The organism is Kurthia populi, from assembly GCF_042686175.1.
GTDB classification, from domain to species: Bacteria; Bacillota; Bacilli; order Bacillales_A; family Planococcaceae; genus Kurthia; species Kurthia populi.
This window is the reverse complement of record NZ_JBHUOR010000040.1, coordinates 126,984-150,613: the sequence shown is the minus strand read 5'-3', so window position 1 is coordinate 150,613 and position 23,630 is coordinate 126,984. Positions and strand designations below refer to the sequence as shown.

At 38.1% G+C, this 23,630-nt stretch carries 32 protein-coding genes and 1 pseudogene; 10 read left to right on the top strand and 23 right to left on the bottom strand.

Annotated features, from left to right (window positions below):
* Nucleotides 1-122 precede the first annotated feature (122 nt).
* The 3 genes from queC (at nucleotide 123) to ACFSY7_RS08165 (ending at nucleotide 2,459) form a co-directional block, all read left to right on the top strand.
* Nucleotides 123-785 (top strand): 7-cyano-7-deazaguanine synthase QueC, encoded by a 663-nt coding sequence (queC, locus tag ACFSY7_RS08175; protein ID WP_380147511.1) that lies wholly within the window; start codon nucleotides 123-125, stop codon nucleotides 783-785.
* Nucleotides 785-1,318, top strand: a complete 534-nt coding sequence (locus ACFSY7_RS08170; protein ID WP_380147516.1) for a VUT family protein — start codon at nucleotides 785-787, stop codon at nucleotides 1,316-1,318. Before queC ends, ACFSY7_RS08170 begins: the two co-directional genes overlap by 1 nt.
* A 76-nt stretch (nucleotides 1,319-1,394) precedes the next feature.
* Nucleotides 1,395-2,459, top strand: coding sequence for a serine hydrolase (locus tag ACFSY7_RS08165; RefSeq protein ID WP_158620938.1), 1,065 nt, complete (start codon nucleotides 1,395-1,397; stop codon nucleotides 2,457-2,459).
* Between the two features lie 152 nt (nucleotides 2,460-2,611).
* Here the strand turns inward: ACFSY7_RS08165 and ACFSY7_RS08160 are convergent.
* The 4 genes and pseudogenes from ACFSY7_RS08160 to ACFSY7_RS08145 all read right to left on the bottom strand — a co-directional run.
* Nucleotides 2,612-2,884 (bottom strand): annotated as a pseudogene (locus tag ACFSY7_RS08160) (IS3 family transposase); the annotation flags it as partial.
* A gap of 354 nt (nucleotides 2,885-3,238) precedes the next feature.
* A complete protein-coding gene (locus tag ACFSY7_RS08155; RefSeq protein ID WP_380147510.1) occupies nucleotides 3,239-4,261 on the bottom strand; it encodes an aliphatic sulfonate ABC transporter substrate-binding protein in 1,023 nt (340 codons plus the stop codon).
* A gap of 11 nt (nucleotides 4,262-4,272) precedes the next feature.
* On the bottom strand, nucleotides 4,273-4,968 hold the full coding sequence (locus tag ACFSY7_RS08150) for an ABC transporter permease (protein WP_380147509.1): 696 nt from the start codon (nucleotides 4,966-4,968) through the stop codon (nucleotides 4,273-4,275).
* Between the two features lie 22 nt (nucleotides 4,969-4,990).
* Nucleotides 4,991-5,842 (bottom strand): ABC transporter ATP-binding protein, encoded by an 852-nt coding sequence (locus ACFSY7_RS08145; protein ID WP_380147508.1) that lies wholly within the window; start codon nucleotides 5,840-5,842, stop codon nucleotides 4,991-4,993.
* A gap of 143 nt (nucleotides 5,843-5,985) precedes the next feature.
* On the opposite strand from ACFSY7_RS08145, the gene ACFSY7_RS08140 reads away from it, so the two are divergent.
* Nucleotides 5,986-6,597: a Crp/Fnr family transcriptional regulator gene (locus ACFSY7_RS08140; protein ID WP_380147506.1), complete on the top strand. Its 612-nt coding sequence runs from the start codon at nucleotides 5,986-5,988 to the stop codon at nucleotides 6,595-6,597.
* 47 nt (nucleotides 6,598-6,644) lie between these two features.
* Complete coding sequence (locus ACFSY7_RS08135) at nucleotides 6,645-7,148, top strand: amino acid oxidase (protein WP_139993887.1); 504 nt, start codon at nucleotides 6,645-6,647, stop codon at nucleotides 7,146-7,148.
* Nucleotides 7,149-7,260: 112 nt separating this feature from the next.
* Here ACFSY7_RS08135 and ACFSY7_RS08130 read toward each other — a convergent pair whose 3' ends face one another.
* Nucleotides 7,261-7,680: a hypothetical protein gene (locus tag ACFSY7_RS08130; RefSeq protein WP_380147505.1), complete on the bottom strand. Its 420-nt coding sequence runs from the start codon at nucleotides 7,678-7,680 to the stop codon at nucleotides 7,261-7,263.
* A gap of 217 nt (nucleotides 7,681-7,897) precedes the next feature.
* Complete coding sequence (locus ACFSY7_RS08125; protein ID WP_380147504.1) at nucleotides 7,898-8,200, bottom strand: VOC family protein; 303 nt, start codon at nucleotides 8,198-8,200, stop codon at nucleotides 7,898-7,900.
* 41 nt (nucleotides 8,201-8,241) lie between these two features.
* Here ACFSY7_RS08125 and ACFSY7_RS08120 point away from each other — a divergent pair, with 41 nt between their 5' ends.
* Complete coding sequence (locus ACFSY7_RS08120) at nucleotides 8,242-8,817, top strand: alpha/beta hydrolase (protein ID WP_380147503.1); 576 nt, start codon at nucleotides 8,242-8,244, stop codon at nucleotides 8,815-8,817.
* An 83-nt stretch (nucleotides 8,818-8,900) separates the two neighbouring features.
* A complete protein-coding gene (locus tag ACFSY7_RS08115) occupies nucleotides 8,901-9,941 on the top strand; it encodes a hypothetical protein (RefSeq protein WP_380147502.1) in 1,041 nt (346 codons plus the stop codon).
* Nucleotides 9,942-10,081: 140 nt separating this feature from the next.
* Here ACFSY7_RS08115 and ACFSY7_RS08110 read toward each other — a convergent pair whose 3' ends face one another.
* Nucleotides 10,082-10,546 (bottom strand): tetratricopeptide repeat protein, encoded by a 465-nt coding sequence (locus ACFSY7_RS08110; RefSeq protein ID WP_380147501.1) that lies wholly within the window; start codon nucleotides 10,544-10,546, stop codon nucleotides 10,082-10,084.
* Between the two features lie 205 nt (nucleotides 10,547-10,751).
* On the opposite strand from ACFSY7_RS08110, the gene ACFSY7_RS08105 reads away from it, so the two are divergent.
* Entirely contained in the window at nucleotides 10,752-11,156 is a 405-nt protein-coding gene (locus ACFSY7_RS08105; protein ID WP_126989362.1) for a hypothetical protein, read from the top strand.
* 38 nt (nucleotides 11,157-11,194) lie between these two features.
* Here ACFSY7_RS08105 and ACFSY7_RS08100 read toward each other — a convergent pair whose 3' ends face one another.
* From ACFSY7_RS08100 to ACFSY7_RS08065, 8 genes are all read right to left on the bottom strand, one after another.
* Nucleotides 11,195-12,304 (bottom strand): TerD family protein, encoded by a 1,110-nt coding sequence (locus ACFSY7_RS08100; RefSeq protein WP_380147500.1) that lies wholly within the window; start codon nucleotides 12,302-12,304, stop codon nucleotides 11,195-11,197.
* Between the two features lie 9 nt (nucleotides 12,305-12,313).
* On the bottom strand, nucleotides 12,314-12,691 hold the full coding sequence (locus ACFSY7_RS08095) for a DUF6173 family protein (RefSeq protein ID WP_380147499.1): 378 nt from the start codon (nucleotides 12,689-12,691) through the stop codon (nucleotides 12,314-12,316).
* An 87-nt stretch (nucleotides 12,692-12,778) separates the two neighbouring features.
* Nucleotides 12,779-13,156 (bottom strand): hypothetical protein, encoded by a 378-nt coding sequence (locus tag ACFSY7_RS08090; protein WP_126989359.1) that lies wholly within the window; start codon nucleotides 13,154-13,156, stop codon nucleotides 12,779-12,781.
* A gap of 112 nt (nucleotides 13,157-13,268) precedes the next feature.
* Nucleotides 13,269-14,987 carry a phosphoenolpyruvate--protein phosphotransferase gene (gene ptsP / locus ACFSY7_RS08085; protein ID WP_380147498.1) on the bottom strand — a complete coding sequence of 573 codons (1,719 nt, stop codon included), beginning with the start codon at nucleotides 14,985-14,987 and terminating at the stop codon, nucleotides 13,269-13,271.
* Nucleotides 14,988-15,007: 20 nt separating this feature from the next.
* Nucleotides 15,008-15,265, bottom strand: coding sequence for an HPr family phosphocarrier protein (locus ACFSY7_RS08080; RefSeq protein ID WP_380147497.1), 258 nt, complete (start codon nucleotides 15,263-15,265; stop codon nucleotides 15,008-15,010).
* Nucleotides 15,266-15,277: 12 nt separating this feature from the next.
* Nucleotides 15,278-15,730 (bottom strand): PTS sugar transporter subunit IIA, encoded by a 453-nt coding sequence (locus ACFSY7_RS08075; RefSeq protein ID WP_126989356.1) that lies wholly within the window; start codon nucleotides 15,728-15,730, stop codon nucleotides 15,278-15,280.
* Between the two features lie 107 nt (nucleotides 15,731-15,837).
* Nucleotides 15,838-17,865 carry a BglG family transcription antiterminator gene (locus tag ACFSY7_RS08070; RefSeq protein WP_380147495.1) on the bottom strand — a complete coding sequence of 676 codons (2,028 nt, stop codon included), beginning with the start codon at nucleotides 17,863-17,865 and terminating at the stop codon, nucleotides 15,838-15,840.
* Nucleotides 17,866-17,872: 7 nt separating this feature from the next.
* On the bottom strand, nucleotides 17,873-18,154 hold the full coding sequence (locus ACFSY7_RS08065; protein WP_186439584.1) for a hypothetical protein: 282 nt from the start codon (nucleotides 18,152-18,154) through the stop codon (nucleotides 17,873-17,875).
* Between the two features lie 220 nt (nucleotides 18,155-18,374).
* On the opposite strand from ACFSY7_RS08065, the gene ACFSY7_RS08060 reads away from it, so the two are divergent.
* On the top strand, nucleotides 18,375-18,629 hold the full coding sequence (locus ACFSY7_RS08060; protein WP_139993869.1) for a hypothetical protein: 255 nt from the start codon (nucleotides 18,375-18,377) through the stop codon (nucleotides 18,627-18,629).
* Nucleotides 18,630-18,711: 82 nt separating this feature from the next.
* Here the strand turns inward: ACFSY7_RS08060 and ACFSY7_RS08055 are convergent, their stop codons facing one another.
* The 5 genes from ACFSY7_RS08055 to ACFSY7_RS08035 all read right to left on the bottom strand — a co-directional run bounded on the left by ACFSY7_RS08055 (nucleotide 18,712) and on the right by ACFSY7_RS08035 (nucleotide 20,572).
* Nucleotides 18,712-19,167 (bottom strand): Asp23/Gls24 family envelope stress response protein, encoded by a 456-nt coding sequence (locus tag ACFSY7_RS08055; protein ID WP_139993867.1) that lies wholly within the window; start codon nucleotides 19,165-19,167, stop codon nucleotides 18,712-18,714.
* 12 nt (nucleotides 19,168-19,179) lie between these two features.
* Nucleotides 19,180-19,392 carry a DUF2273 domain-containing protein gene (locus ACFSY7_RS08050; protein WP_126989350.1) on the bottom strand — a complete coding sequence of 71 codons (213 nt, stop codon included), beginning with the start codon at nucleotides 19,390-19,392 and terminating at the stop codon, nucleotides 19,180-19,182.
* Between the two features lie 15 nt (nucleotides 19,393-19,407).
* The gene (gene amaP / locus ACFSY7_RS08045; protein ID WP_126989349.1) at nucleotides 19,408-19,944 is read right to left on the bottom strand and encodes an alkaline shock response membrane anchor protein AmaP; all 537 of its coding nucleotides are present in this window, start codon (nucleotides 19,942-19,944) and stop codon (nucleotides 19,408-19,410) included.
* Between the two features lie 21 nt (nucleotides 19,945-19,965).
* Nucleotides 19,966-20,220 (bottom strand): GlsB/YeaQ/YmgE family stress response membrane protein, encoded by a 255-nt coding sequence (locus ACFSY7_RS08040; protein WP_126989348.1) that lies wholly within the window; start codon nucleotides 20,218-20,220, stop codon nucleotides 19,966-19,968.
* A 214-nt stretch (nucleotides 20,221-20,434) separates the two neighbouring features.
* Nucleotides 20,435-20,572, bottom strand: coding sequence for a hypothetical protein (locus ACFSY7_RS08035; protein ID WP_380147514.1), 138 nt, complete (start codon nucleotides 20,570-20,572; stop codon nucleotides 20,435-20,437).
* 28 nt (nucleotides 20,573-20,600) lie between these two features.
* On the opposite strand from ACFSY7_RS08035, the gene ACFSY7_RS08030 reads away from it, so the two are divergent.
* On the top strand, nucleotides 20,601-20,837 hold the full coding sequence (locus ACFSY7_RS08030; protein ID WP_380147494.1) for a hypothetical protein: 237 nt from the start codon (nucleotides 20,601-20,603) through the stop codon (nucleotides 20,835-20,837).
* A 314-nt stretch (nucleotides 20,838-21,151) separates the two neighbouring features.
* Here the strand turns inward: ACFSY7_RS08030 and ACFSY7_RS08025 are convergent, their stop codons facing one another.
* The 3 genes from ACFSY7_RS08025 to ACFSY7_RS08015 form a co-directional block, all read right to left on the bottom strand.
* Nucleotides 21,152-21,802, bottom strand: a complete 651-nt coding sequence (locus tag ACFSY7_RS08025) for a hypothetical protein (protein ID WP_380147493.1) — start codon at nucleotides 21,800-21,802, stop codon at nucleotides 21,152-21,154.
* 107 nt (nucleotides 21,803-21,909) lie between these two features.
* Nucleotides 21,910-22,611: a hypothetical protein gene (locus ACFSY7_RS08020; RefSeq protein WP_380147492.1), complete on the bottom strand. Its 702-nt coding sequence runs from the start codon at nucleotides 22,609-22,611 to the stop codon at nucleotides 21,910-21,912.
* 19 nt (nucleotides 22,612-22,630) lie between these two features.
* Nucleotides 22,631-23,575 (bottom strand): Kiwa anti-phage protein KwaB-like domain-containing protein, encoded by a 945-nt coding sequence (locus ACFSY7_RS08015; RefSeq protein WP_380147491.1) that lies wholly within the window; start codon nucleotides 23,573-23,575, stop codon nucleotides 22,631-22,633.
* Nucleotides 23,576-23,630 lie beyond the last annotated feature (55 nt).

Here is a 23,630-nt window from a genome sequence, read left to right as displayed (position 1 = left end):
TTTTTATTCTATACAAAAACAAAAAAATTACAGATAAAAAGGACTTCGGCATCTTCATTTGCCGAAGTCCTTTCTTTAGCTAGGGTTTTGTCCCAGCCTCTTTTTCATTGAGGAGCTTATTTATGGAAAAACGAGACAAAGCACTTGTCGTATTTAGCGGCGGTCAAGATAGTACAACTTGCCTTTTTTGGGCACTAAAACGCTTTAAGGAAGTAGCAGTTGTGACATTTGATTACGGCCAACGTCATGCGCTTGAAATAGACTGTGCGACGAAAATTGCTGATGAACAACAGGTCAAACAATATATTTTAAATATGGATTTATTAAATCAATTAGCACCGAATGCTTTAACACGAGATGATATCGACGTACAGGCCGGAGAAAATGGTGGGTTACCAAATACCTTCGTTCCGGGACGTAATCTTGTCTTCTTTTCGTTCGCTGGTATTTTAGCGCGTCAAATTGGGGCACAGCATATTATTACGGGTGTTAGTGAAGCGGATTTTAGTGGCTATCCCGATTGTCGCGATAATTTTATGAAGTCTTTAAATGTGACGATTAATTTGGCCATGGATGAGCAGTTGCTTCTACATACACCGCTTATGTGGCGCAATAAGGCGGAAGTATGGGCGCTTGCTGATGAGCTTGGTGTGCTGGATTATATTCGTCAAAATACGCTTACTTGTTATAACGGCATTATCGCCGATGGATGTGGGGAATGCCCTTCTTGTTTATTACGAAAGCACGGGCTTGAGCTGTACTTAGAGAAGAAGGTGAAGGCATGATTCGTGTGATTTTTTATTTAATTTGCATTGTAACAGCCAATGTTGTCACCGCGTCACTCGCACCCTTTCACTTCGGGATATTTATCGTACCAATGGGGACCTTCTTCATCGGCGCAACATTCATTTTACGTGACCTCGTACAAAATAAATACGGGCGTAAAAAAACATATGGCTTAATTGCACTGGCTCTTTTATTATCTGCTATCGTTTCCGCTTCTCTTGGTGATACATTATTAATTGTTGCGGCATCTGCGCTATCCTTTTTATTATCGGAAACAGCCGATACAGAAATTTATTCACGCCTAAAACTACCTATGGCTTGGCGCGTCTTTTATAGTGGCATTGTTGGCGGTATTCTCGATTCTGCCGTCTTTGTCATCATCGGATTAAGTCCCCTTGGTGCGAATATTCTACCGTGGGAAGCGGTGCCTGCTGCGATTATCGGGCAAATTATCGTCAAGACGGTCTTACAGCTTATTGGTGCATCGATTCTAAGCCAACTTCCTGCTGTACGTATGCGAGAAATGGCTTAATTCAGAGTTGTCATAGCTTTTATGGAACTATTTAGCTCTTTTCCCGTATAATAGAGGTATGAAGGAGCTGAAAGTTATGGCAATCGGTATCGCAATTATCATTTTTTCTGTCTTTGTCGCTGTCTTATTAATGCGTGGTCCAAGCCCGCGTTATTTAGTCAACTATATTAAAAATCATCGCGACAACGGCACTGTATCTCTTCGCATCCAATTCGAGGATAAAGAATGGGTTCGCGTCAATGAGACACAGCAAATGCCCCTTGCAAGTACGGTAAAATGGCTTGTTGCAATAGAGTTTGCACGTCAAGCTGCGGAAGGTACGATCAATCCGAAAAAAGAAATTCCTGTCACGGCAATGGAGCATTATTACTTACCTCAGCTTGATGGCGGCGCGCATTCCGCCTGGCTATCACAGCTAGAAGGTGTAGTCGTATCATTAGAAGATGTCGCAAAAGGCATGATACGCAATAGCTCGAATGCAAATACAGATTATTTAATCGAGCTTCTTGGCTTAGATAATATTAATGCATGTGCAAAGAAAATGGGACTCACTCACCAAACGGCGTTGTATCCGCTCTCTGCATCGCAGTATTTTCCTTATATGTATATGAAGGCACATCAATTAAAGCCTGAGCAAGGTGCTGAGGTACTGCGTCAAATGGATGCAGCCACATATGAAGCGGGTATTCTAGAAGCCCATGAAACACTAAAGAATACTCAACTCTCTGCTGAGCAGCGCAAAGAATTACTGAGCTATTTACCACTCGATGTACAGCGTGTGTGGTCAGATCGCCTACCAAAGGCATCTACAGCAGACTATGTAAAGTTAATGGAGCAATTAAATACTCGTGCTATTTTCAACGATGCTTTTTACGATGTATTAGACCCTATCGTTGATACAGCAAAGGTTAATCCGCGCCGCTATAAACAATACGCTGAAAAAGGTGGCTCTACTGCATGGGTACTGACAATGGCGATGTATGCAACTAAGGTCAATGGCACAACAATGCAATTAGCCTTTTTCGCTAATACGGACTCATTAAAAGAACAACGTAAATTACAACGCACCATTCACCGCTTCATCGGTAAATTCGTTACCGATGCACGCTTCCGTGAGTATGTGCGTGATGAATTGAAATAAAAAGAAGGACACGCTGAGGAACTGACCCACGAAAGTGAGACAAAGAAAAAGACACATTCTTTCAGCTGAATTTGACGGACGCTTTCCTGGGGCATGGCGGAAGCCTCCTCGCTCGCAAGCTCACTGCGGGGTCTTCCACTCATGCTATTCCCCTAGGAGTCGCCGTCAAATTCTTGTTTTGCCACCTTTTTCCGGTATTCAACTGGAGAAAGGTGGTTTAACTTTGCTAAAATTCGCGTATTATTATAATAGTTGATGTATGCTTGAACGGTTTGAACGACAAGGTCATTTGTTGTTCTCAAAAGCCCTTCAAGATAAAACGTTTCGCACTTTAGACTGGCGTGGAACGTTTCAATGATGGCGTTATCAGCGGACATGCCTTTGCGAGACATGCTCATGATAACGCCTTTTTCTTTGACTGCTTGCGGATTGTTATGCGCTATCCCTTCATCTAAATCTTCTTGAAATGGTCCTTTTCCATAGCTGTATTGTTTTCCAAGAGGCTGTTGTAATACGATGCACCTCTCCTTCTTGATACCACTTCACCCATTGATAAATCTGCGTATTATTTTTAATCTCACATACCTTCATCATTTCATTCACTGGCACATTTGCCAACTTTATCTCGAGGGGCTTTCCTTTTTGTTTCGTATGAATACGTTTGTTTTTTTTCCATCAAAAAACACCTCCAAAGATTGTATACTCTTGAACGTGTCTTTTTCTTTTTATATTGTCTCAGATTTTTAGGTCAGTTCCTAATCGCGATTCCTTTTTTCATATTATTTCGTTGCTTCTTTTAAGTAGCTTAAATCAACGAAGCCTTTAATATCATCTTTTGAAATATAGCCCGCTTCTTTTGAAATCGTCGCCATTTCTTGAAGCACTTTTTCATTAACATCTGTTGTTGGTGTTAAACGTTTGAATGACTCTGTCACTTCTTCTTTCGATAGCTCTTTACCTGTAATATCTTTCACATGTTTTAAAAATAAATCAATGGCTTCTTCTGGATTATCATTAATGAAATCGACGGCTTCTGCATGTGCCTTTAGCACTTTTTTCGTCGTTTCAGGATTTGCAGATGTAAAATCTGTTTGTGCAACGACAACCGTATTTGTTGATTCTTTACCCCACGCGAATTCGTCTGGCCCTAATAATAATTTAGCATCCGCATTTTTCTCGATATTTACGCCCCAAGGCTCCTGTGTTGCGGCTGCATCTACTTGCTCTTGTACAAATAATGCTGCGGTATCTGCTGGTGCTTGTTTTACCGTATTTACGTTACCGCCACTTGATTTCACTTTTAAATCTGCCTCTTTTAATGCTTTCATTAATGCAATATCCTGTGTACTACCGAATGTTGGAATAGCTACCGTTTTCCCTGCTAAATCTTTGACAGAATTAATACCTGAATCCTTGCCGACCACAAGTACAGCACCACCATTTACCGCTCCTGAAATAATTTGATGCTTCGGTGTTTTCATATAGCTTGTTAGTGCGGGTGTTGGCCCAACTGTACCTAAATCAATCGCATCCGTTGACATCGCCTCCATAAAAGCCGAGCCATCATTAAATGTATTTGTTTTAATGGTCACATCATCGCCTAATTGTTGTTGGTAAAAGCCTTTTTCAAGCGCCACAATTGTTGCGATATGCGTCATATTTGGAAAGTACCCAATGCGTACCTCTTTCACACTATCCTTGTCTTCTGCTGCACCTTTTTCATCCTCACTACCACATGCGGCTAATACGAGCGTCACAATCGATAAGACTGCGAATAGCCAAAATTTGTTGAACTTTTTCATAGATTCTCCTCCTATTTCACTACTTGAATGCCGCGCTTACGTAACACAGCGCGTTCTAATTTTACAAAAACAAAGTTATCAATAATTGTGCCGATGACACCAATAATGATCATAATCGCAAACACTAAATCCATCGATTGTAGCGAACGGCCCATATCAAGCAACGTCCCTAGACCGCCACTACCACCTAGTAATTCCCCTGCTAGCACTGCACGCCATGCAAGCGCCCAGGCAACACGTAGACCAGCAATAAATTGTGGGACACTCGCTGGAAAAATAACGGTGCGGAATAAATGGAATCCTTTTGAGCCCATCGTACGCGCTACGCGAATATTAAGTGGTGGCACACTTTTAAAGGCGGTGCTAAGCGTTATCGATAGCGATAATGTCGCCCCTAAAATAATAATGAATAATACCGATTCGACCCCTAAACCGAACCATAAAATAGCTAATGGGAACCATACGATATTTGGCACCGACTGAAGCGTCGATACGAAGAAGCCTAATGTATCATCAACAAGCTCGGATTTATAGATTAAGAATCCGATAATTGTGCCTAAAATGACGGCGATAATAAAGCCGATAAGTAACCGACCGAGTGATTGGCCTGTTGCTTCTAGCAGCTGCCCATCTATTAAGCCGCTAATCAGCGTTTTTATTACCGTTACGCCACCCGGCTCATTCGGTATAATAAGTGGCGGCCACATAAAGGCTGGGAAAAGCTCAAACTTAGATATCGCTTCCCATATGGCTATCAGTATTACCACGAAGCTGATCCTTCTTAAAGTCGTAATCATCCCCAAATTCCTCCTTCAACACTTTCTCCATTTCTAGCTGTAGCTCAGATAAAATGCGTCCCTCTAAATCAATGAGTACACTATCTGTCGCCTGGCGCGGTCTCGATGCATGCACCGTATATTCACGCTTCACGCCACCAGGACGCGTTTTCATTAACAAAATACGGTCGGATAAAACGACCGCCTCGCGAATATTATGCGTAACGAAGATAATCGTCTTTTTCGTTTCACGCCATAATGACTCTAATTCCTTATGTAGTACCATACGTGTTTGTTCATCTAACGCCGCAAAAGGTTCATCCATTAATAAAATCTCTGGGTCCATCACAAGCGCTCGCGCAATAGCGACACGCTGCTTCATACCACCAGATAATTCATGTGGCTGTGCATGAGCGAATTTCGCTAAATGAACTTTTTTAAGCCATGTCATCGCGCGTGCCTCTGCTTCTTTTTTTGGTACCTTTTTAATTAGCAGGCCGTACATCACATTCTCAAGAACACTCATCCAAGGGAATAATCCCGACTCCTGGAACACAACGATACGGTCATTACCTGGTCCTTTAATCGGCTTTCCATTAACCTCAATAGCGCCAGATGTCTGTTTATCAAGTCCTGCAATAATATTTAATAATGTCGATTTCCCACAACCAGATGGTCCTAGCAGAGATAAAAATTCCCCCTTCTGAATCGTTAAATTCACTTTATCTAATGCAATAACAGGGTCCTGCCCCTTTTGGTCAAATGCTTTATGTAAATCGCTTAATACGATATGTGGTTCATTCATCGTGCCACCTCCTACTTATAAAACCTATTAGTTTAGTATGTTTTGTATGATATAGCTGATTCTAAAGCAAAATTTCTAACAATTCTGTCACTTAGGTGACGAAACTGTAAAAAGAAAGGTAAAATATAGTAGGGAGGGATTTTATGCAAGAAGTCATTACATATATCGAAAAACATGGCCAAAAAAATACGCGTCCAAAAGGATGCTCTATTTTTCAAATGGCTGAAAATACGACACATATTTATTATTTAAAAGCAGGCTGGATTAAAATTGGGCAAGAAACCGAAGATGGTCAGGATATTACCCTATCCATTCGAAAAGCTGGCGATTTATATGGCTTAGCAGAGGTATTGACGCATACTGCTACAAGACTTCGTTATGCAGTAAGTTTAACGGAAGTTGATTATTATACGCTTTCAAAAGAACAGTTAGAGGCATTGCTAAAGCAGCGACCGATTCTTTGGAAACCACTCAGCGAAATGATGGCCATGCGCTTAATCGAAACACAAAATTTCATGCGTGCCATTACAAATTTACAGGTCCCTGAACGCTTAGCTTGGTTTTTAAAACAATTTATTACCTACAAAAATGGGCGGCCTTTCGTTGAATTACCGATGACACATGAGGAGCTCTCCAATCTAATCGGCTGTAGTCGTCAAAAAGTGACTGCAAATTTAAGTGCCTGGCGTAAGGCTCAATACATTACATATGAACGCGGGAAAATTGAACTATTAAACGAACAGTTATTTACATAATTTGTATAATAGGTATAATATGTTACACTTTCTACGGAGGTGATATTATGAAAAAAATGGTGATTCTTATGCTGGGCCTTATTATGCTAGCGGCCTGTTCTCAAAAGAATGTGAGCTACGAAGGGACGCCGCTAAAAATTGCTGTCATTGGTGAAATACCTGAGTATGATAATGACCGCGTAACATTTGAGGAAATTTCATTGGAGAAATTCAAGGAGGATAGCGCACATATCGCAAAAAATTACAATGCGGTGATGATTACACCACTTGCCTTTGATAAGGCTTCAAAAGATACATATAGCGCTGTTTACCATAAGGCAAATATGCCGATTATTTTCTTTGATTCGAAAAAGCGTCATTATCCATTTGTTGAAAAAGGAATGAGCTATGCATCTGCCTCTAGCGACTCCTTCAACGATGGCTCTCATACAACGCTTTACGTATCAGATGCTAAAACAAATGAGGAAGAAATATGGACTTTCCCACTAGAAAATGACGATGACTTACCCGCTTTGTATACAAGTATTTTTGAAAAAATAGAGGCATTATAGGACAACACACGTCATGTTCCTTTTAGCCTTCGTAACAAAAAAATCGGAACCGCGCCACAGCGCGATTCCGATTTTTCTTATGCTCATAGGAGCGGTTATTTTTAAGCCTCTTTTATAGTTTACTTTCAATAAAGCTTCGACGAGTTTCTAAAAATGGCGGCAAATATAACGGGATTGCCGCAAAGTCAGCTGTATCCATGTCGACTTTTTGGAAATCTGTTTGCTCTGTTGCCACTTCGATTAATAAATTATTCGGCTCACGATAATAAAGTGATTGGAAGAATTCTCGGTTTTTAATACCTGAGTAACGGAAGTTTTTATTAATAATCTGCTCTTCAACTGCTAAAAGTTCACTATAATCACGTGCATTTAACGCGATATGCTGAATCGCACCAACACCCATTTCTTCTAAATTGCGTGTACGATCCTCATAAAGATGCAACGTTTGACCAAATAGAGCATCCTCGCGTCCAAGTACCGTCACCTGGTACCCATTATCTTCAAACTGACTTATCTCTTGTACATCAAACATTTTTTCAAATGCACGAACAGAAGCTTTCGCATAGCGTACACGACAATGTACAGAATCAATACCTAAAATCGCATGCTCTTTCGGAATATCTGCTGCTTCACGAGGGAAATAAATGTCCTGTTTCTTAACAGGTGTTAAACCTAGCAGTACGCCATCATAATCTTCAAAGCGTAGAATTTTTGAGCCATTATAATCTTCAATTTCACAATTAAATACATCATGCTCGCGTAGACGTTTTTCCCAGAAAACGAGTGATTCCTCGGACGGTACCGCAAAAAATCATACGCTCTAATGAATTCGTACCGTATGCTTTTGTTGGACCGCTTTTCATTTCAAACACACTGAATTCTGTACCAGGTCGCCCTGTCGTATCCCCGTAAAATAAGTGATACATTTCCATATCATCTTGGTTTACCGTTTTTAATAGTAATTCCATACCGAGTAGTTTATGATAAAATTCAAATGAACGTTGTACGTCTCGATTAATAACAGAGACGTGGTGAATAATTGGACTTGTCATCGTGCACTTCCTTTAATTTAATTGATAGGAGTTTTTTCTTTATGAATCATTTTACCATAGAAGGTCCACTGAATGAATGGATTGTTCTTTTTCATGGCACAGGAGGTAATGAATATTCGCTGTTGCAAATCGCAGGTGATATTGAGCCGAGCGCACATGTATTATCATTTTTAGGAGATGTAGATGAAGGCGCGAATCGTCGTTTCTTTGCTCCATTAAAAGCTGGTACTTTTGACCGTGCTGATTTTGATGCACGCATCGATGCTTTTTTAAAAGACTGGCCACAGCTACGACCTGAACAAGCAACGCGTATTACTTTTATGGGCTTTTCAAATGGCGCAAACTTTGTATTAGGTTTATTAGAAAAAGAGCCTGCTATTGCAGACCGCGTTGTACTATTGCATCCATCAAATTTAGCGTATACCTTTACTGAAGGTAGCAATGCTCAAATTATTGTCACAAGCGGCGCAATGGATACGCTAGCCCTTCCTGGTGATACAATGAAACTTACAAAACAACTTGAAGCGGTATTCCCAAATACGACACTTAAGTTGTTAGACGGGGCTCATGGGATGACTGAGCAGGAAATCACATATTTACAAGACACATTACGGTAACAACTAGCCTCCTTTATTGGAGGTTTTTTTAAGTATGGAGCGGTATAATAAAATCGATGTCTACATAAGGAGTGAATCATGACATGTTATTAATTCTCGGATTAATCGTGTTTATCGTTCTTTTTGCGCTCATGGGGCTCATGTCGCTATCGCAAAAGAAAATGTTAACACCAGAATCCGTTCTCACATTTACGAAAGAAAGCCCATCAAAAGTATCCTTTGCGATGCACTACAACGGTAAAAGCATTGGCTCTGTGAATCCACTTCAAGCAGCCCCACTTGTTAATTCAAGCAATCTAATTATTGCGATTGAATATGCGCATCAGGCTGCAGAAGGAAAAATCGATGCCGAACAACTTGTCTCATTTGATGATATCGAAGCCTTCCATATTCCTAAATTAGAAGGCGATCTACACCGCGAATGGATTGCACAAATGAAGCAAGCTCGCTATAAAAAAGACGTACCACTTCGCGAAGTTGCCAAAGGGATGCTGCAATATAATTCCTTTGCGAATGCTGAATATTTAATGCATGTACTAGGTATTGCCGAAATCAATGAACAGCTACGCAAGCTGAAAATGACAAAGCATGACCCCATCTATCCAACAGCTAGTGCGCTGTATGTAGAGGACCAACACGCCACATTACATGACTACCGTAAGCAAGCAACAGCCATTCATGCAGAGCTACTGAAAAATCCAAAATCCGCTCAGCAAAAAAATGCAGCGAAGAAAAATGCAGCGCTTAAAACATGGGCCGAGCATTTACCAAAAGGCTCTGCTAAAGATTATGTATCATTAGTGAAAAAATTAAATAATGCTACATTATTTGGTAAAGAAATTTATTCATATTTAATGCCTTTACTTGATGGCCTTTTAACTGCACCAAAGGCTAAAAAAGAAGCCGCGCATGGCGCTCAGTTCCTAAGCCTTACTGCATCAGCTGTCAATGGCATTCTCTATACGACAGACCACACTGGAAACCGCTTAGAAATGGCCATTTTCCTTTACAATTTAACACCTCAGGAACAAATGAAACTATCGATGAGCGTTAACAACTTCTTTGACCAAGTTGTCACAGACCCTGTCTTCCGCGAACGCATTAAAATGCAGGCAAATAAATAAGAAAAAGACTAGAACAAAACACGTCATTTTCATTTTTTAGTGTTCGCAATGAAAAACCGGAACCGCACCACAGCGATTCCGGTTTTTCTTATGCTCCTAAAAGCGGTTGTTTTTACATGTATGTCGAAGCCTCTCTTTTTTTATTTATCAATTAATGCTGTCGTATGTTTCAGGCGTAGCATTTCATCCTCTGCTTCTGGATACTGCTGCTCTGCTGCTAAATAATAATATTGATAGGCTTGTCGGTAATCACCTTGCTGTTTAAGTGCATTCGCATATTGAAACTGGGCTTCTGCGCTTCCCTGGTCAGCACCTTTAAGGAACCATAAATTTGCTTTCGCATTATCTTTTTCAACACCAAAACCATACTGATATAGCTCCCCTATTTTACTCATGGCATCGCCACTACCTTGTTTCGCAGCTTTTGAGTACCATTCATAGGCTTTATGCTCATCTTCTTCAAAACCATATTGCCCTGTAAAATAATAATGTGCCACCGTAATTTGAGCGTCGATATCACCCTTTGCTGCTTGCTTTAATAATTTTTTACGTTGTTTTATATGCTCACTAGGAATAACTGAATTTCTATTAATTTTAATAATCATTCCACAGATAAATATCATTGCGGCAATAGTGCTATACCATACATCGAAAAAGGCTCCTTTTTTATCTAATGTAGGTTATATTTTACCATATTGTGGTTTTTTCGCAATTTAAACCCTTACTAAATATGAGGGGAAAAGTAGATTACTTGAAATGCGAACAAACGTTTGCTATACTAAAAATAAATAAAATGAGGTGGTGATAGGAATGAAAAAATGGTGGTCCTATTTAATCGTTGCATTGATTGTTATGAATGAACGACATTTTGCCAAACGTTTTTTACGAAAACACTATAATGTCGATTTAACTGTACCTATTTATGTATCTACAAAAATATTACGCGAAGGTAGCCTCGGCATTTTTGTGATGAAAAATGCGTATGAGCCATCTTATATTGCTATTGATGCTTCGCTTGCTAGTAGTAAAAATAGACAGCTTTTTCGTCGTGTGTTGATTCATGAGCTCATTCACTATGCATTATTCGTCCAACAATTACCGTTTCAAGATGACAGTCCACTTTTTCACAAAGAAGTAATCAAACATGGTAGCTTACTAAGCGGTCAAGTAATGATTGAAAATGGTCATTTTTCTTTATTAGATGAGGCCATTTAAAAAGCGAGACGCTCATAATTGCGTTCCCGCTTCGATCATTATTTAAATTCTACTGGTCCTTTATCCATTTCAAATGTTCCATCCGTATATAAAGCCGGTGAACGTTCAGAGCCAGATTTTGAATATTTCTCGACATGGCTCACACGCGCATTTGATGTCTCACTCAAATCAATATGAGCAATGGCTACCCAATAGGCAAAGTTGTTTTTTTCAAATAAACCACTTGTCACACGCTGCCCTAATTGATTATCCACAACAGCCTGTGCCTTCATCTTCTTGAAGCTCCCAAAGCCGTTACTTACAGCACTATACGCCGCAATTAGCACATAGCTAATTTTTGAAGGCTGGTGAATAATAATCGTTTCCTGTCCCGCGGTTTTACTATCACCATCTAATGTAATATACGGTGCTTTACTCGCATTCCCCATATCTCGGTAATACACTTTTCCTGTTTCTCCATTTGCCAACACATAAAAGCAATACAGGTCTAAATCTTTTTTCGGATTGGCCCACTCAAGCGTTGCAATAAATTTCTCTGATTTTGCAATCGACACAGATTGACGCTTTTCTAAATTGACATTCATTTTTTCAAGCTTCACAGGCGCTGGTTTCTCTACAGATTCTTTCGGTGTATCAATGATTTCTAAGCCATAATGTTCACATAATGCCTGAAGTCCACCGTTAAAACCACTACCAATTACATTTAATTTCCATGCGCCGTTATGTCGGTAAAGCTCTCCTACAACAATCGCTGTTTCCTGTTGTAAGTCCTCACCAAAATGATAATGATGACGATTTCCAACCGTCAAATGAATTTTGTCGATTTGCTCAAAGCGCAAATTTTGTGTATCCCCTTCGTGAATCGTTAACGTAATAGCAATCCGTTCTACATCTTGCGGCACTTGATTTAGTAACACTTCAATCGTGCCATCCTGCTCCGTTTGTTTACGATATTGTACAGATTGATTCGGACTTTGTGGTTGCCCATAAAAAATAAAATGTTCATCACGCACACAGCGATTATTTGCATCCAACAAAAATGCTGACACATCAACATCCATTGCTTTTTTCGGAGTAGACCATTCTACTGTAAGCGTGCAGCTATCCACCGGCTCAATTGCGATTTTTTGTCCTCTTTTTAAATCCATAATGGCCCCCTATTCTTCATCCTTCATAAATCCAATACGCTTTGGTGGCACCTCTGGATCGGGATCTGCTTTTTTCATGGCCATCAGTAAAAAACTTATTTGCGATACATGTTGTACAAGCTCAATACGATTTCCCTGCTCTGTTTGCCCATGAAAATGAATCAAACTTGGATTATAATAACCGATACCTGTAATATTAAATTGCACCGTTTGACCAAAGTTTACGAGCTTTACACCAATTTCATGTTCTTCATCCAATTCCCCTTCAAAATCTAAAATCATTTCCATAATGCGCTTATGGAACTCGCTCGCTAAGTTTTGGTCGACTTCTGGCTGATTCATCACAGCGGACTTCGCCGTTTCAGTCGGTTTATTAATCATATCCATATAAATCCCTCCTCATCTAGTTACTGACCTATACCCTTTTTCCATACAAAAAAGCAGTGACATTGAAATGTCACTGCCTTAGATGGTTTATTGCTTTTGAATGCCGCCTTCTGGGTCAAGCTCTTCTTTATTTTCTGATAAAGATGTATCAGTGTCATGTGTTGCTTTTTCTTGGGCTAAGTTTTCATAGTCAACTGCTGTTTGTGTTGAGCCTTCGCTTACCATTTCTTTATCATTTAATTCGTAAGCTGTGTTACGGTCAGGAATAATCGTGTGATCTCCTGTCTCATTATCAGCATTTTGTTTACTATTCATCTCTTGTTTCTTTTGATTCACGAATTCGCTTACTTTTCCTTTCGTGTCATTAAACATTGCCATTGCTTTGTCACGGTTTTCTGGTTTTCGTAAATAAGCTGCCGCACCCGCGATTGCAGCTGCTAGTAAGTAATTATTCTTTTTAGCCATGTTAAAAACCTCCATCTTGTTTTCTATAAATATGTATACCCCTTCCAAAAGGACTTTAACCAAATTCCATAAAAAAACAGCGTTTCAATTGCTTGAGAACGCTGTGTTTTCGCTATTTTGTCATAAAGTGTTCACGAACATAAGCTTCCACTTCATCTGCAGTCGCCATCGTCATAATTTCCGCAATGGCTGCTTGTGTTTGCTCACGAGACAGTTGTTTTAGCTGACTACGTGCACGTAAGATCGATGTTGCACTCATTGAAAATTCATCTAGGCCAAGACCAAGTAAAATTGGCAATGCTACTTCATCGCCTGCCATTTCACCACACATACCTGCCCATTTACCTTCTTTATGTGCTGCATCAATTACCATTTGCACTAATTTTAAAATAGCTGGGTTGTATGGTTGGTATAAATACGACACACGTTCATTCATGCGGTCTGCCGCCATCGTATACTGAATTAAATCATTTGTTCCGATTGAGAAGAAATCAACTTCCTTCGCAAAAATGTCCGCCATCACAGCAGAAGATGGAATTTCGACCATCATACCGATTTCAATTGTTTCTGATACCTTGATGCCTTCTTGCTGTAGCTCTGCTTTCACATCAAGTAAGACAGCTTTTGCTTGTCGGAATTCATTTACTGTCGCAATCATCGGGAACATCACTTTTAAATTACCATAAACACTCGCACGTAATAATGCGCGGAGCTGTGTACGGAAAATTGTTTGTTCATCTAAGCATAAACGAATCGCACGGTAACCTAAAAATGGGTTCATTTCATGTGGTAGTGGTAAGTATGGTAATTCTTTGTCGCCACCAATATCGAGTGTACGTACCACAACCGGTTTGCCGTCCATTTTCTCAAGTACTACTTTATAGGCTTCAAATTGCTCTTCCTCTGTTGGCAGTGCATCGCGTCCCATATATAAAAACTCTGTACGATATAAGCCAACACCTTCGCCGCCATACTCTAACACAGCTGTAATATCCTCTGGGGTACCGATATTTGCCGCTAACTCAACGTGATGTCCATCTGCTGATTGAGAAGATTCATGTGCAAGTTTTGCCCACTCTGCTTTTTGTGCACTGTATTGTGTTTGTTTTTCACGATAGGTCGCAATTTCTGCTTCCGTTGGATTCACAATGACTTGTCCTGCTAACCCATCGACAATCACTGTATCACCGTGTTTAATCGTTGTCGCTTCTTTTGTCCCAACAACTGCAGGAATTTCAAGCGTACGCGCTAAAATAGCAGAGTGTGATGTACGACCACCAATATCTGTTGTAAAACCTTGTACAAAATCTTTATTTAATTGTGCTGTATCTGATGGTGTTAAATCCTCTGCAACAATGATGACCTGTTCATCAATCGCTGTTAAATCAACGAATCGCTCGCCTAATAAATGCGCAAGTACACGCTTCGTTACATCACGAATATCTGCCGCACGTTCACGCATATATTCATTATCCATTGCTTCAAATAAATCAATAAAGGTTTGTGATACGGTTTGAACCGCAAATTCTGCATTTACTTGTTCATTACTCACATAATCCTTCACTTGGGAAATCCAGTCCGGATCATTTAATACTAATAAATGCGCTTGGAAAATAGCCGCTTGCTCTTCACCGAACTCGGTAAGAGCACGGTCTTTAATTTTTTCTAAATCAACTGTTGAAGCAGCTAATGCATCATCTAAACGTGTATGCTCAGATGCTGCCTCCGTCGTCGTACGTTTTTCCACCGTTAAGTTTGGTGCTTGTAATGTAAAAGCCTTTGCAATGGCAATCCCTGCAGATGCCGCGATACCTTGAATAATTGAACTCATCTCATCCACTCCTTATTGTGCTAATTTTCAGCGTAAATAATAGCGTTGATTGCTTCTAATACCGCTTCTTCATCGGCTCCATTTGCACGAATTTCAATTGTTGCATTATGTGGAACACCAAGAGCCATAATGGCCATAATTGATTTTAAATTCTTTTCGCTCTCATTATAGGCTAATGATGAGTCAGCTGTATACTTCATTGCCTCCGTCACGATTAATGAACACGGACGCGCGTGAAGTCCTTCTTTTGCTGTGATTGTATATGCTTTTGATACCATGTTATTTTCCTCCTATAGCAAGTCGTTGGACGATACAGATGGTAAAAACGCTGTCATCAATTCATCCGTCGATGTCGCCGCTACTAAGCGTGCAACATTTTCTTCCTCCATACAAACGGTTGCAATGCGTGATAATAAAGCTAAATGCGCCGCATCATGTCCAGCAACCGCAATCAGTAGTGTCACGAGCTGTGGCCCATAGTGAACTCCTTGTGGCATTTGAAGAATCGCTATCCCGGCGTGATGAATGAGCGTGCCCATTTCATCGACACCATGCGGGACGGCGACACCATTGCCAATATAGGTTGACAATGTTTGCTCACGCAGTAACATTGCCTCAATATAGTCAGGCGCAACATAGCCTTGCTCAACAAGCAGGGCCCCAGCCATTTGAATGGCCTGCTGTTTTGTATGAGGGTTGGCATTTAATCGAATTAAATCAGGTGTAAGTACCGGTTTTTTCATTCTATCTGCTCTCCATTTTCATCTTACTTAAATTGTAAAATAACATGTAAGCGAATACAAACGCTTCTAATGATAATCTTGTCGCCGAATTAGTGACATCGTTTTCGTTAACTACCTGTCAGGACATAACGCTGAAATTTATTGGCAATATAATTGGCAATTTGACCTGTTGTACCCTGTTCAAATAAGCGCAATGTTTCCGTACTCTCAACGAGCAGCGTACTAATATAGCTTAACGTTTCGAGTGCTACCGCGGAAATATCCTCAGGTGCAAGTAGCATCAAAATCGTTTGGATAGGCATCCTTTGCCCATCCATGCCTTGACGCATTACAGGCTCTTTTAAACGGAACACATGAAAGGTTGCAGCATTCACTGCATTTGTGCGCGTATGATAAAGTCCAAGTACAGAGTCTGGCATCCCTAAGCCACCAAGCTGCTCGCGCTCAAGTAGTTTTCCCACGAGCCTTCGTGCATCATTTACACACTTTTTTTGCTGTAAATAGCTTGTCGCTTCCTCTAACGCATCCTCAAATACAGCCTCTTTCAGCTCGATGCACTCAAACATTTCTAGCATTGTAACCATCTGTGTCGTCAATTGCTGCACCTCACGTAGTCGTGCAAGCGCATCCTTTGTTTCAGTCACCACTACAATTGGCTTCGGCGTTAAGCTACTTCGCACATTCGCAATATCTTCATCCGTCAATAACGGCGAAATGAGGCGATAATCTGCTTTGTTAATCGGCAGTGGCACTGTTGATAACACGACATCATATAATGTATATTGCACCTTTGATAATTCAAGTAATGAAGTTGTCGATACGTGCTGAATTTCCGGCACCTCTTTACGTAAGCGATTCGCGAGCATTTTAGAGGTCCCGAGTCCGCTTGAACAAACGACTAATACAGATAAATTTGCATATGGCGTCGCGCGTTCGAGCACCGCGCCAATATGCATCACTAAAAAGGCAATTTCGTCATCTGGAAAATGAATCGCGGGAAAACAACGTTCACTCACTGCTCGCACTGTTTCAAAAAGTGCCGCATAGCGCTCCTGTATACGCGCTAGAAGCGGGTTGTAAATGGGCATCTGATGCGTGAGTCGATACATGGCGCGCTCTAGATGAACCAGCAATCCTTGAAAAAGTTGATGATCTTTACTTAGGGCCGTATTCATTTCATCATCTAGGCATTGAATAAATTTCGTGATTTGCGAAGCAAGGCGTAAATCCAAATCCTCAAATGCTAACTGCTGGTCATGGCGTAATTTCGCACCGCGTAAATGAATCGTCAGTTGTTGAATTTCAGCAACCTCTACCGTTATGTCATATCGCTTTGCAAGCTCCTGCATTAATTTCTCCGCCAGATGATACTCCTCACTCACTTCTAGAGATAACGTTTCTTCTATTATATAAAAGGCATTTTCCATGCGCTTTGTTGCAAGTGCCATATATAGCACAAGCTCACTGTAGGCATGGTCCGTAATGGTATACGGAAGCTCCTCATACAGGTCGCTAAATACTGCCTCCACTTCATGAACGCACTCAAGCATCGTATGGCCTAATAATTTTTTCGATACTGCCGAAAAATGCGTCGCATGCCCCCGAATGACACTAATTAATTCTTGCTCGCTAATAAATTCTATAAATAACTGCATTAATGCAAGTCGCTTTGATTTTTCAGCACCTTCTAGAAAAACGCCTAGGCTACGTTTACGCACAATCGTTAGCTCAAAGCGCTCAAGCCACGACGTCAATTCGGTTAAATCATTACTCATCGTCACAACGGAGACATCGAGCTCACTCGCAAGTGATGAAAGCTTTAGCGCCCCATTTGCACGAAGAAGAGATGCTTTTAAAAAGGCTCGACGCTCCTCCGCTGTCACCTCTAAAATATCCAAATCATTTAACATATCACGAAGCGCTTGCTTTTGAGATTCCTCTCCTAAAATCGAAATCCCTATGCCCGTTTTTTTACTAAGTATCAAATCACTTTGTTCTACGACGGTATGTAGGCGCTCTAAATCTCGTTGAATTGTCCGGCGACTCACATGGAGCTGCTCCGCTAACTGCTGAACGTTTAGTGGTTGCTTCAATAATGCATCTAGTACTAAGCGTTCCCTCGCTGATAAATACATACTTCCCCTACCTCCATGCTCCTATCAGCTCATCATATGCTGGACTTGTTAAAAATTGCTCAACAACAACAATCTGTGCTGTCGGGGCCTGCTGTTTGACGCGTTCCACAAAAGGCTGCTGTGTCACAACAACCTCCACATTCGTAGGTAAATCCCTTAGTGCGCAGTGCGTAACAGTCGCTTGGATATGGGCCTGCTGTAGTTTTTTGCGGAAAACAGCCGCTCCCATTGCACTTAACGCCATCCCTACATCACAAACAAATACAATATGACGTTTTGTTGTATTCATTTTTTCACGCCCTTCCATCTATCAATTCATTGTCTTTATTATAGCATTTCATGCCGAAAAGACGCGGGTTCCCATACTTCAAAGACATAAATTCACATACTTTTTAACTATTCTACTTCACAAAATAAGCGATTTATCCGTATTTTCTGAAAAACAGAAACTATTTGCTGTATTATCCGTATACTTAAATAGAAGACTTCACAAATAAGGAGGTATCTGTATGTTTTGGTTAGCGATTGTGTTGATTGTTGCGATTTCTGTTACAGGTGGGATTATTGAAAAAATCATTAAAAGCAGAGAGCGCACACAAAAAATGGAAATTGAAATGATGCGCGAGCAAATTAAGCTTGAAGAATTAAAGTATAAAAATTATCAATTAGAGACAGATAAAATGCGTCTTGAGCTGAAGCAAGATTTAAAAAATGCTCCCACAAAAGATGAATTATTAAATGTGGATTTAACAAAACATGATTAATCGATGAAAACACGCCTATGCATAGCGCGTGTTTTTTCTTTCTCACATAAAAAAAGGCCCCGCATGAGCGGCGCCTTTTTCTTTATTGTAACTCTGAGTTTGATGTATCTTTTGTTTTTTGTTGTAAATATTCTTTCTCACTCATAACGTCACTAACGTGCATGTTCACTTCTACAACATCTAAACCTGTCATATGACGAACTTGCTCAGTTACGAGGCGTGTTACTTTATCGAAGATTGCCGGAGCACTTTGGCCATACTCTAAAATAACTTTTAGATCAACAATGGCTTGTTTTTCGCCGACATCTACAGAAACGCCTTTTGTCACACTGTCGTTACCGAAGCGAGAAGTAAAGCCGCCCTTCATGTCTAAAATACCTTTTACCTCACGTGCAGCGATACCTGAAATTTTTTCAATTACAGAATCGTCAAATGACAGTGAGTTTTCAAATTTCGGTGTATTGTCCTGCTCTTTACTATTTACACCTGTTTGATCATTGTATTGTTTTTCTAAATTTGTATTATGATTGTTTACCATTTTACCCGGCTCCTATCTTCTAATTTTATCAATAAAGTGGAAAAACTGTTCGGTCTTATCTTTCGCAAAACCAATTAGTAATCCAATACCGCATAGTACAATGAGTAAGATTGTCTTCCAAAAGCCAATCGTGAGAAATAGCACACCTACTACAAGCATTGCTAGTACGAAAAGAATGCGCCATTTATATTCACGAAGCCAATCGACTGTTGAATTATTTTGCAATGGAACCCCTCCTCGTTAAATTACGCGCTTATTCAGTGCCTTTTGATCGACTACATTTACCTTTACTTCTCTTACTGGTACTTCAGAAAAATGCTCTGTTTGTTCCTTAATGTCTTCTTTAATGCGCTCAAGCAACGACTGAACATTTCCCGTCGGCCCCACAAAAAATTCTGTGGCAATATCCATGTAAGATTTTTGCTTTTTTTGATACATTTTGATTGATACACTTGGCTGACGTACCGCCTCGTACTTATCAAGCGTACGTAGCACAACCTTTTCAATTGAGCGTTTATTCATATAAATCTCACCGTCATTATACGACAAATATAAACCGCGTTTTTTATGAGAAGGTGTGAATGAATAAATAAGAAAAGCAAGAGCTAAAACGATACCAACCGCCGCCATGATGTACAGCGTTGGCTCAAACCAAGAATAAGAAACAAGTTGCTCTTGATAATCAGTCAAACGAGAATCATCTACATATAGAAATGTAAATGTACCAATTAGGATGAGAAGAAAGAGCCCTAACAGAAAACTAAAAAAACGTTTCATTTTCTCGCCTCTCCTCGTCGATTAATTTGCTTTACGCATCGCTTTCATGATGAAGCTTACAACTAAGATTAAAATGATTGTACCTAGTAAAGTTGGCAGGATGTAGAAATCACTAACTTTTGGACCCCAGCTACCAAGGAGCATGCCACCGATCCAAGCACCAATAATACCTGCAATGATATTACCAATTACACCACCGGGAACATCTTTACCTAAAATAAGACCTGCTAACCAACCTAAAATACCGCCGATAATGATATACCATAGAAATGCCATTGTGTGTTACCTCCTTTGTTGTTTTTTCAAAATGTCGAACTTAATTAATTACTTGCCATGTTTTGGGCGCTTAAAACATAAAGTTAAAAAAATTCCATCTTGCATCACCCTTAAATGGTTAATAAAGGGATTTATTAACATCATAAAGATTACTTTTATTTTCTATAAATGTTATTTTATAAGTTAAATACATTCTTTTCACACAATAAAACCCCTACTTTTCCAAAAAGTAGAGGTTTTTTAATGCTATTGTTAGTAGAGGCCAGATAAGCTGCCACTGCTTCTGTTGCATACGTTTTTCATAAATCGCTAAAAATGGCATAGCCTGAAATGCAGGCGTTGGCTTTACGATTCCTGCGAATAAATCATCTAAGCCATGGTTGAAAAAAACACCTTATCGAAAGCAACGCTATACAGAATACCTAACAAATATTATGCCTCAAGCTCATTCCTACAAATATATTGAATTAATTATGAAAAAAAGAAAAGTAAGAAGCTTTATAGAACAAATCAGTCATGAGCAACAATACATTAAAATTAAAAATTCTAAGTTTTCGATTTGGAAAAAGAATTGGGAAACAATTTTTATTCATTTAGAAGATATTATTGCTAATTAAAGTTATCATGCATTTCTTGAAATATATCATTCCAATGAAATCAAAAACACTTTTTTCGAAGCGAAAATAGTAAATCATTTTAAATCAATCATCGAAAAGGCTAAGCTTATTGCTATATTCAAAAATATAGTAAGAGATCTAAAGAAGAAATTATAAAAGACTTCGATCTTTGTTGATTGGAGACGGCGGGAGTCGAACCCGCTTCTTATAGGAATGTTGTTATATCAACATTTAGGAGCGGTAATTAATGCAATAACAATTCGTCAGCTACGACTTTAGCTACGATACATTAAAAATATGCGTTGTAAGAGCGATTAAACTTGTTTTTTCCTATTTATAATAATTTGAATTAAAGTATCTATTGAAACAAATGTAACTAAGACTTCCTTTATTACACTTAATTCATTAGATACTTTATTAGTATTTATAAAATATAAAGTATTGTACCAAACATAAATAACTATTAATAAAATATAGACGAAAATTCTTGTATAATTCGTTGTCATATATTTTTCAAATTTATTCACTACTTTAGTAGCCTTTGTATATCTTATGCTCCATTTCAATACTTTATCACTTTTATAAGCGAATAACGTACAAACTAAAATACCTATCAAATAAAGCCATGCTTCAATATTACTTATCGGAATTATTTCTGAATTAATATAAATAAGAAATACGATTGGAAAGAAAAAAGTTATGATAAAAAAGATTATTGTTATAAATGGAGCGTTTATATATTTCTGTATATATATAAATATAAGAATGGGCATCCAGACGACTTTTTCTATTTTCCCCGAGAACTTTACACCTAAAAAAGTAATTAAAATTAATGTAGTACCATAAATTAAAAAACCTAAAAATATATTCATAGCTATTCCATTTTCTTTTTTTAAAATTAAAATTAAAAAAATATCAAATGCAATAAATATTAAAGACATTATATAATTAATTTTTTTAGCCACCCTCAAATTATCCCCCCAATCTCATAAAAAAACCCCTTACTTTTACTAGATAGTAGGGGTATAAAAAGTTATATTAAATCTCCCAAAACTAGAATCTACGGTGAAACTTATTTTTTCAGTCGGGCGATTTTTAGAATATCTGAAACAATAATAATATCTCTTTTTTTACTCACATCAATTTCCTGATTTTTTGATATTAAATAATATATTTCGCCGTCTGATAGTTTCACTTCATTAATGTCATAAAAGAACATAATAGGTAGATTAAAATAGTAGATTTTTAGCCTATAGAATATTACTATCAAAATAAATAATACATAAATCATTGTAATCATGTCTTTTACAGTAAAACCAATAGTTATAAAAGGTAGAATTAAAATCACAAAATACTCCATTATTTTTATAGAACTTATTCCTACATCTTTAACTTCTAAAATATCATACTCCTGAGAATTTTCGGTTTTTTCAGATGAATCAATTTTAAAAATACAGTGTTGAATAATTAATGGTACCAATAAAAAAATGATAGCCACTCCACTAATAATAAAATCCCAAAAATATAATGTAAAATATTCATCTTGTTTTTTATCTAATATTTTTAGATTAAAAAATCTAATTATTATTAATAAAAATGATGGGAATAAGGAACAATATATCCAGAGAATTTTTACAGAAAACTCTTTTGGTGTTAAATATGATATTGTTATAATAAGAGCGATGAAAGAAAAAAAGAAGAAAGCATTATTTAAACTTAAAAAAGTTAGAAAATCCGAAAAAAATAATGGTTTGTGCATAATTGACTTAATCATATTTCTCCTTCTCTCAAAGTTAATTAGGTATAGAAAAACGTTCGTTAAACATTACAAATTCTCCATATATGTCTTTTCCTATTAAACCATTAAACATATGTAATACTGTTTTAATATGTATATCCACTAATTCTACTTTATTAATCTCACTATTCCATTTTATATTCCCATTAGTTTTTATTTCTAAGCCTTCTAAAAAACCTAAAAAATCTTCATTTAAGAACGCTGCTTTAAAATCTAAATCTTGTGGGATTTTTTTAAAGGCTCTATAGTATTTAGCATTGTTACATGCATCTTTGAATGCAGTAAAATTCTCAATTACATTTGCGGTTTCAATTTTATCAATAATAATATTTTTATGAGTTTTTAAAACATCATCATAACGTAATATCTGTTCAAATCCATGTCCATTTTTTATATAAATTGTGTTACTATCGATTAAAAAATCATAATTCATATCAATTGACATAAAATCTTCCATATCTACTTTTTCAGCGGTATCTCTTTTTAAAATTATTTTTTTTCTATTTTCCATCATTAAAATACTATCACTTGATTTTTTAAAGTAAACTTTTCCTTCTAATTTTATTACATAGAAAAATATTGGATATTGTGCATTATTAAAAGTACGTACATTTCTAAATCTATATGTTTTTTCATTATCACTCGCAACATGCGATACTAATTCATTTTCTAAAATAATCTTCGTTATCATAACAAAATATTCAGAGTTTTCTTTTTGTTCTTCTAATGATATTTTCTCTATTTTTTTTTCTCTTTCTATTGATAAAGGATTGTATTCCGTAGCATCACTAAAATCTAATTTTTCATTAATTTTTTCTAATCCGCTTTTCATTGAAAGAGCTAAGTTGTGGTCTATATTAGGGTATCTAAAATAGTCTATATCGATTAAATTATCGGTGGGGGACATTTCTTTTGATTTAAAAAAAATATATAACTCCATTTTTAATTCTCCTTTATTTTACATATATGATTTATTTTATCATAACATTCTAAAT

Coding starts and splice junctions, on each gene's coding strand:
- ACFSY7_RS08100 (WP_380147500.1), bottom strand. CDS start 12,304: ATGGATTTAAAAAGAGGACAAAAAATCGCAATTGAGCCGGTGGATAGC.
- ACFSY7_RS08150 (WP_380147509.1), bottom strand. CDS start 4,968: ATGTGGCCGCCACTTATTATACCGAATGAGCCGGGTGGCGTAACGGTA.
- ACFSY7_RS08075 (WP_126989356.1), bottom strand. CDS start 15,730: ATGAAAAAACCGGTACTTACACCTGATTTAATTCGATTAAATGCCAAC.
- queC (WP_380147511.1), top strand. CDS start 123: ATGGAAAAACGAGACAAAGCACTTGTCGTATTTAGCGGCGGTCAAGAT.
- ACFSY7_RS08155 (WP_380147510.1), bottom strand. CDS start 4,261: ATGAAAAAGTTCAACAAATTTTGGCTATTCGCAGTCTTATCGATTGTG.
- ACFSY7_RS08140 (WP_380147506.1), top strand. CDS start 5,986: ATGCAAGAAGTCATTACATATATCGAAAAACATGGCCAAAAAAATACG.
- amaP (WP_126989349.1), bottom strand. CDS start 19,944: ATGAAACGTTTTTTTAGTTTTCTGTTAGGGCTCTTTCTTCTCATCCTA.
- ACFSY7_RS08130 (WP_380147505.1), bottom strand. CDS start 7,680: ATGTTTGATGTACAAGAGATAAGTCAGTTTGAAGATAATGGGTACCAG.
- ACFSY7_RS08090 (WP_126989359.1), bottom strand. CDS start 13,156: ATGGCTAAAAAGAATAATTACTTACTAGCAGCTGCAATCGCGGGTGCG.
- ACFSY7_RS08110 (WP_380147501.1), bottom strand. CDS start 10,546: ATGATTATTAAAATTAATAGAAATTCAGTTATTCCTAGTGAGCATATA.
- ACFSY7_RS08080 (WP_380147497.1), bottom strand. CDS start 15,265: ATGGTATCAAAAGCATATACAATCACAGCAAAAGAAGGACTTCACGCG.
- ACFSY7_RS08145 (WP_380147508.1), bottom strand. CDS start 5,842: ATGAATGAACCACATATCGTATTAAGCGATTTACATAAAGCATTTGAC.
- ptsP (WP_380147498.1), bottom strand. CDS start 14,987: ATGAGTTCAATTATTCAAGGTATCGCGGCATCTGCAGGGATTGCCATT.
- ACFSY7_RS08055 (WP_139993867.1), bottom strand. CDS start 19,167: ATGGTAAACAATCATAATACAAATTTAGAAAAACAATACAATGATCAA.
- ACFSY7_RS08065 (WP_186439584.1), bottom strand. CDS start 18,154: ATGAATACAACAAAACGTCATATTGTATTTGTTTGTGATGTAGGGATG.
- ACFSY7_RS08095 (WP_380147499.1), bottom strand. CDS start 12,691: ATGGATATGATTAATAAACCGACTGAAACGGCGAAGTCCGCTGTGATG.
- ACFSY7_RS08060 (WP_139993869.1), top strand. CDS start 18,375: ATGTTTTGGTTAGCGATTGTGTTGATTGTTGCGATTTCTGTTACAGGT.
- ACFSY7_RS08105 (WP_126989362.1), top strand. CDS start 10,752: ATGAAAAAATGGTGGTCCTATTTAATCGTTGCATTGATTGTTATGAAT.
- ACFSY7_RS08125 (WP_380147504.1), bottom strand. CDS start 8,200: ATGACAAGTCCAATTATTCACCACGTCTCTGTTATTAATCGAGACGTA.
- ACFSY7_RS08120 (WP_380147503.1), top strand. CDS start 8,242: ATGAATCATTTTACCATAGAAGGTCCACTGAATGAATGGATTGTTCTT.
- ACFSY7_RS08020 (WP_380147492.1), bottom strand. CDS start 22,611: ATGATTAAGTCAATTATGCACAAACCATTATTTTTTTCGGATTTTCTA.
- ACFSY7_RS08040 (WP_126989348.1), bottom strand. CDS start 20,220: ATGGCATTTCTATGGTATATCATTATCGGCGGTATTTTAGGTTGGTTA.
- ACFSY7_RS08165 (WP_158620938.1), top strand. CDS start 1,395: ATGGCAATCGGTATCGCAATTATCATTTTTTCTGTCTTTGTCGCTGTC.
- ACFSY7_RS08015 (WP_380147491.1), bottom strand. CDS start 23,575: ATGGAGTTATATATTTTTTTTAAATCAAAAGAAATGTCCCCCACCGAT.
- ACFSY7_RS08070 (WP_380147495.1), bottom strand. CDS start 17,865: ATGTATTTATCAGCGAGGGAACGCTTAGTACTAGATGCATTATTGAAG.
- ACFSY7_RS08115 (WP_380147502.1), top strand. CDS start 8,901: ATGTTATTAATTCTCGGATTAATCGTGTTTATCGTTCTTTTTGCGCTC.
- ACFSY7_RS08135 (WP_139993887.1), top strand. CDS start 6,645: ATGAAAAAAATGGTGATTCTTATGCTGGGCCTTATTATGCTAGCGGCC.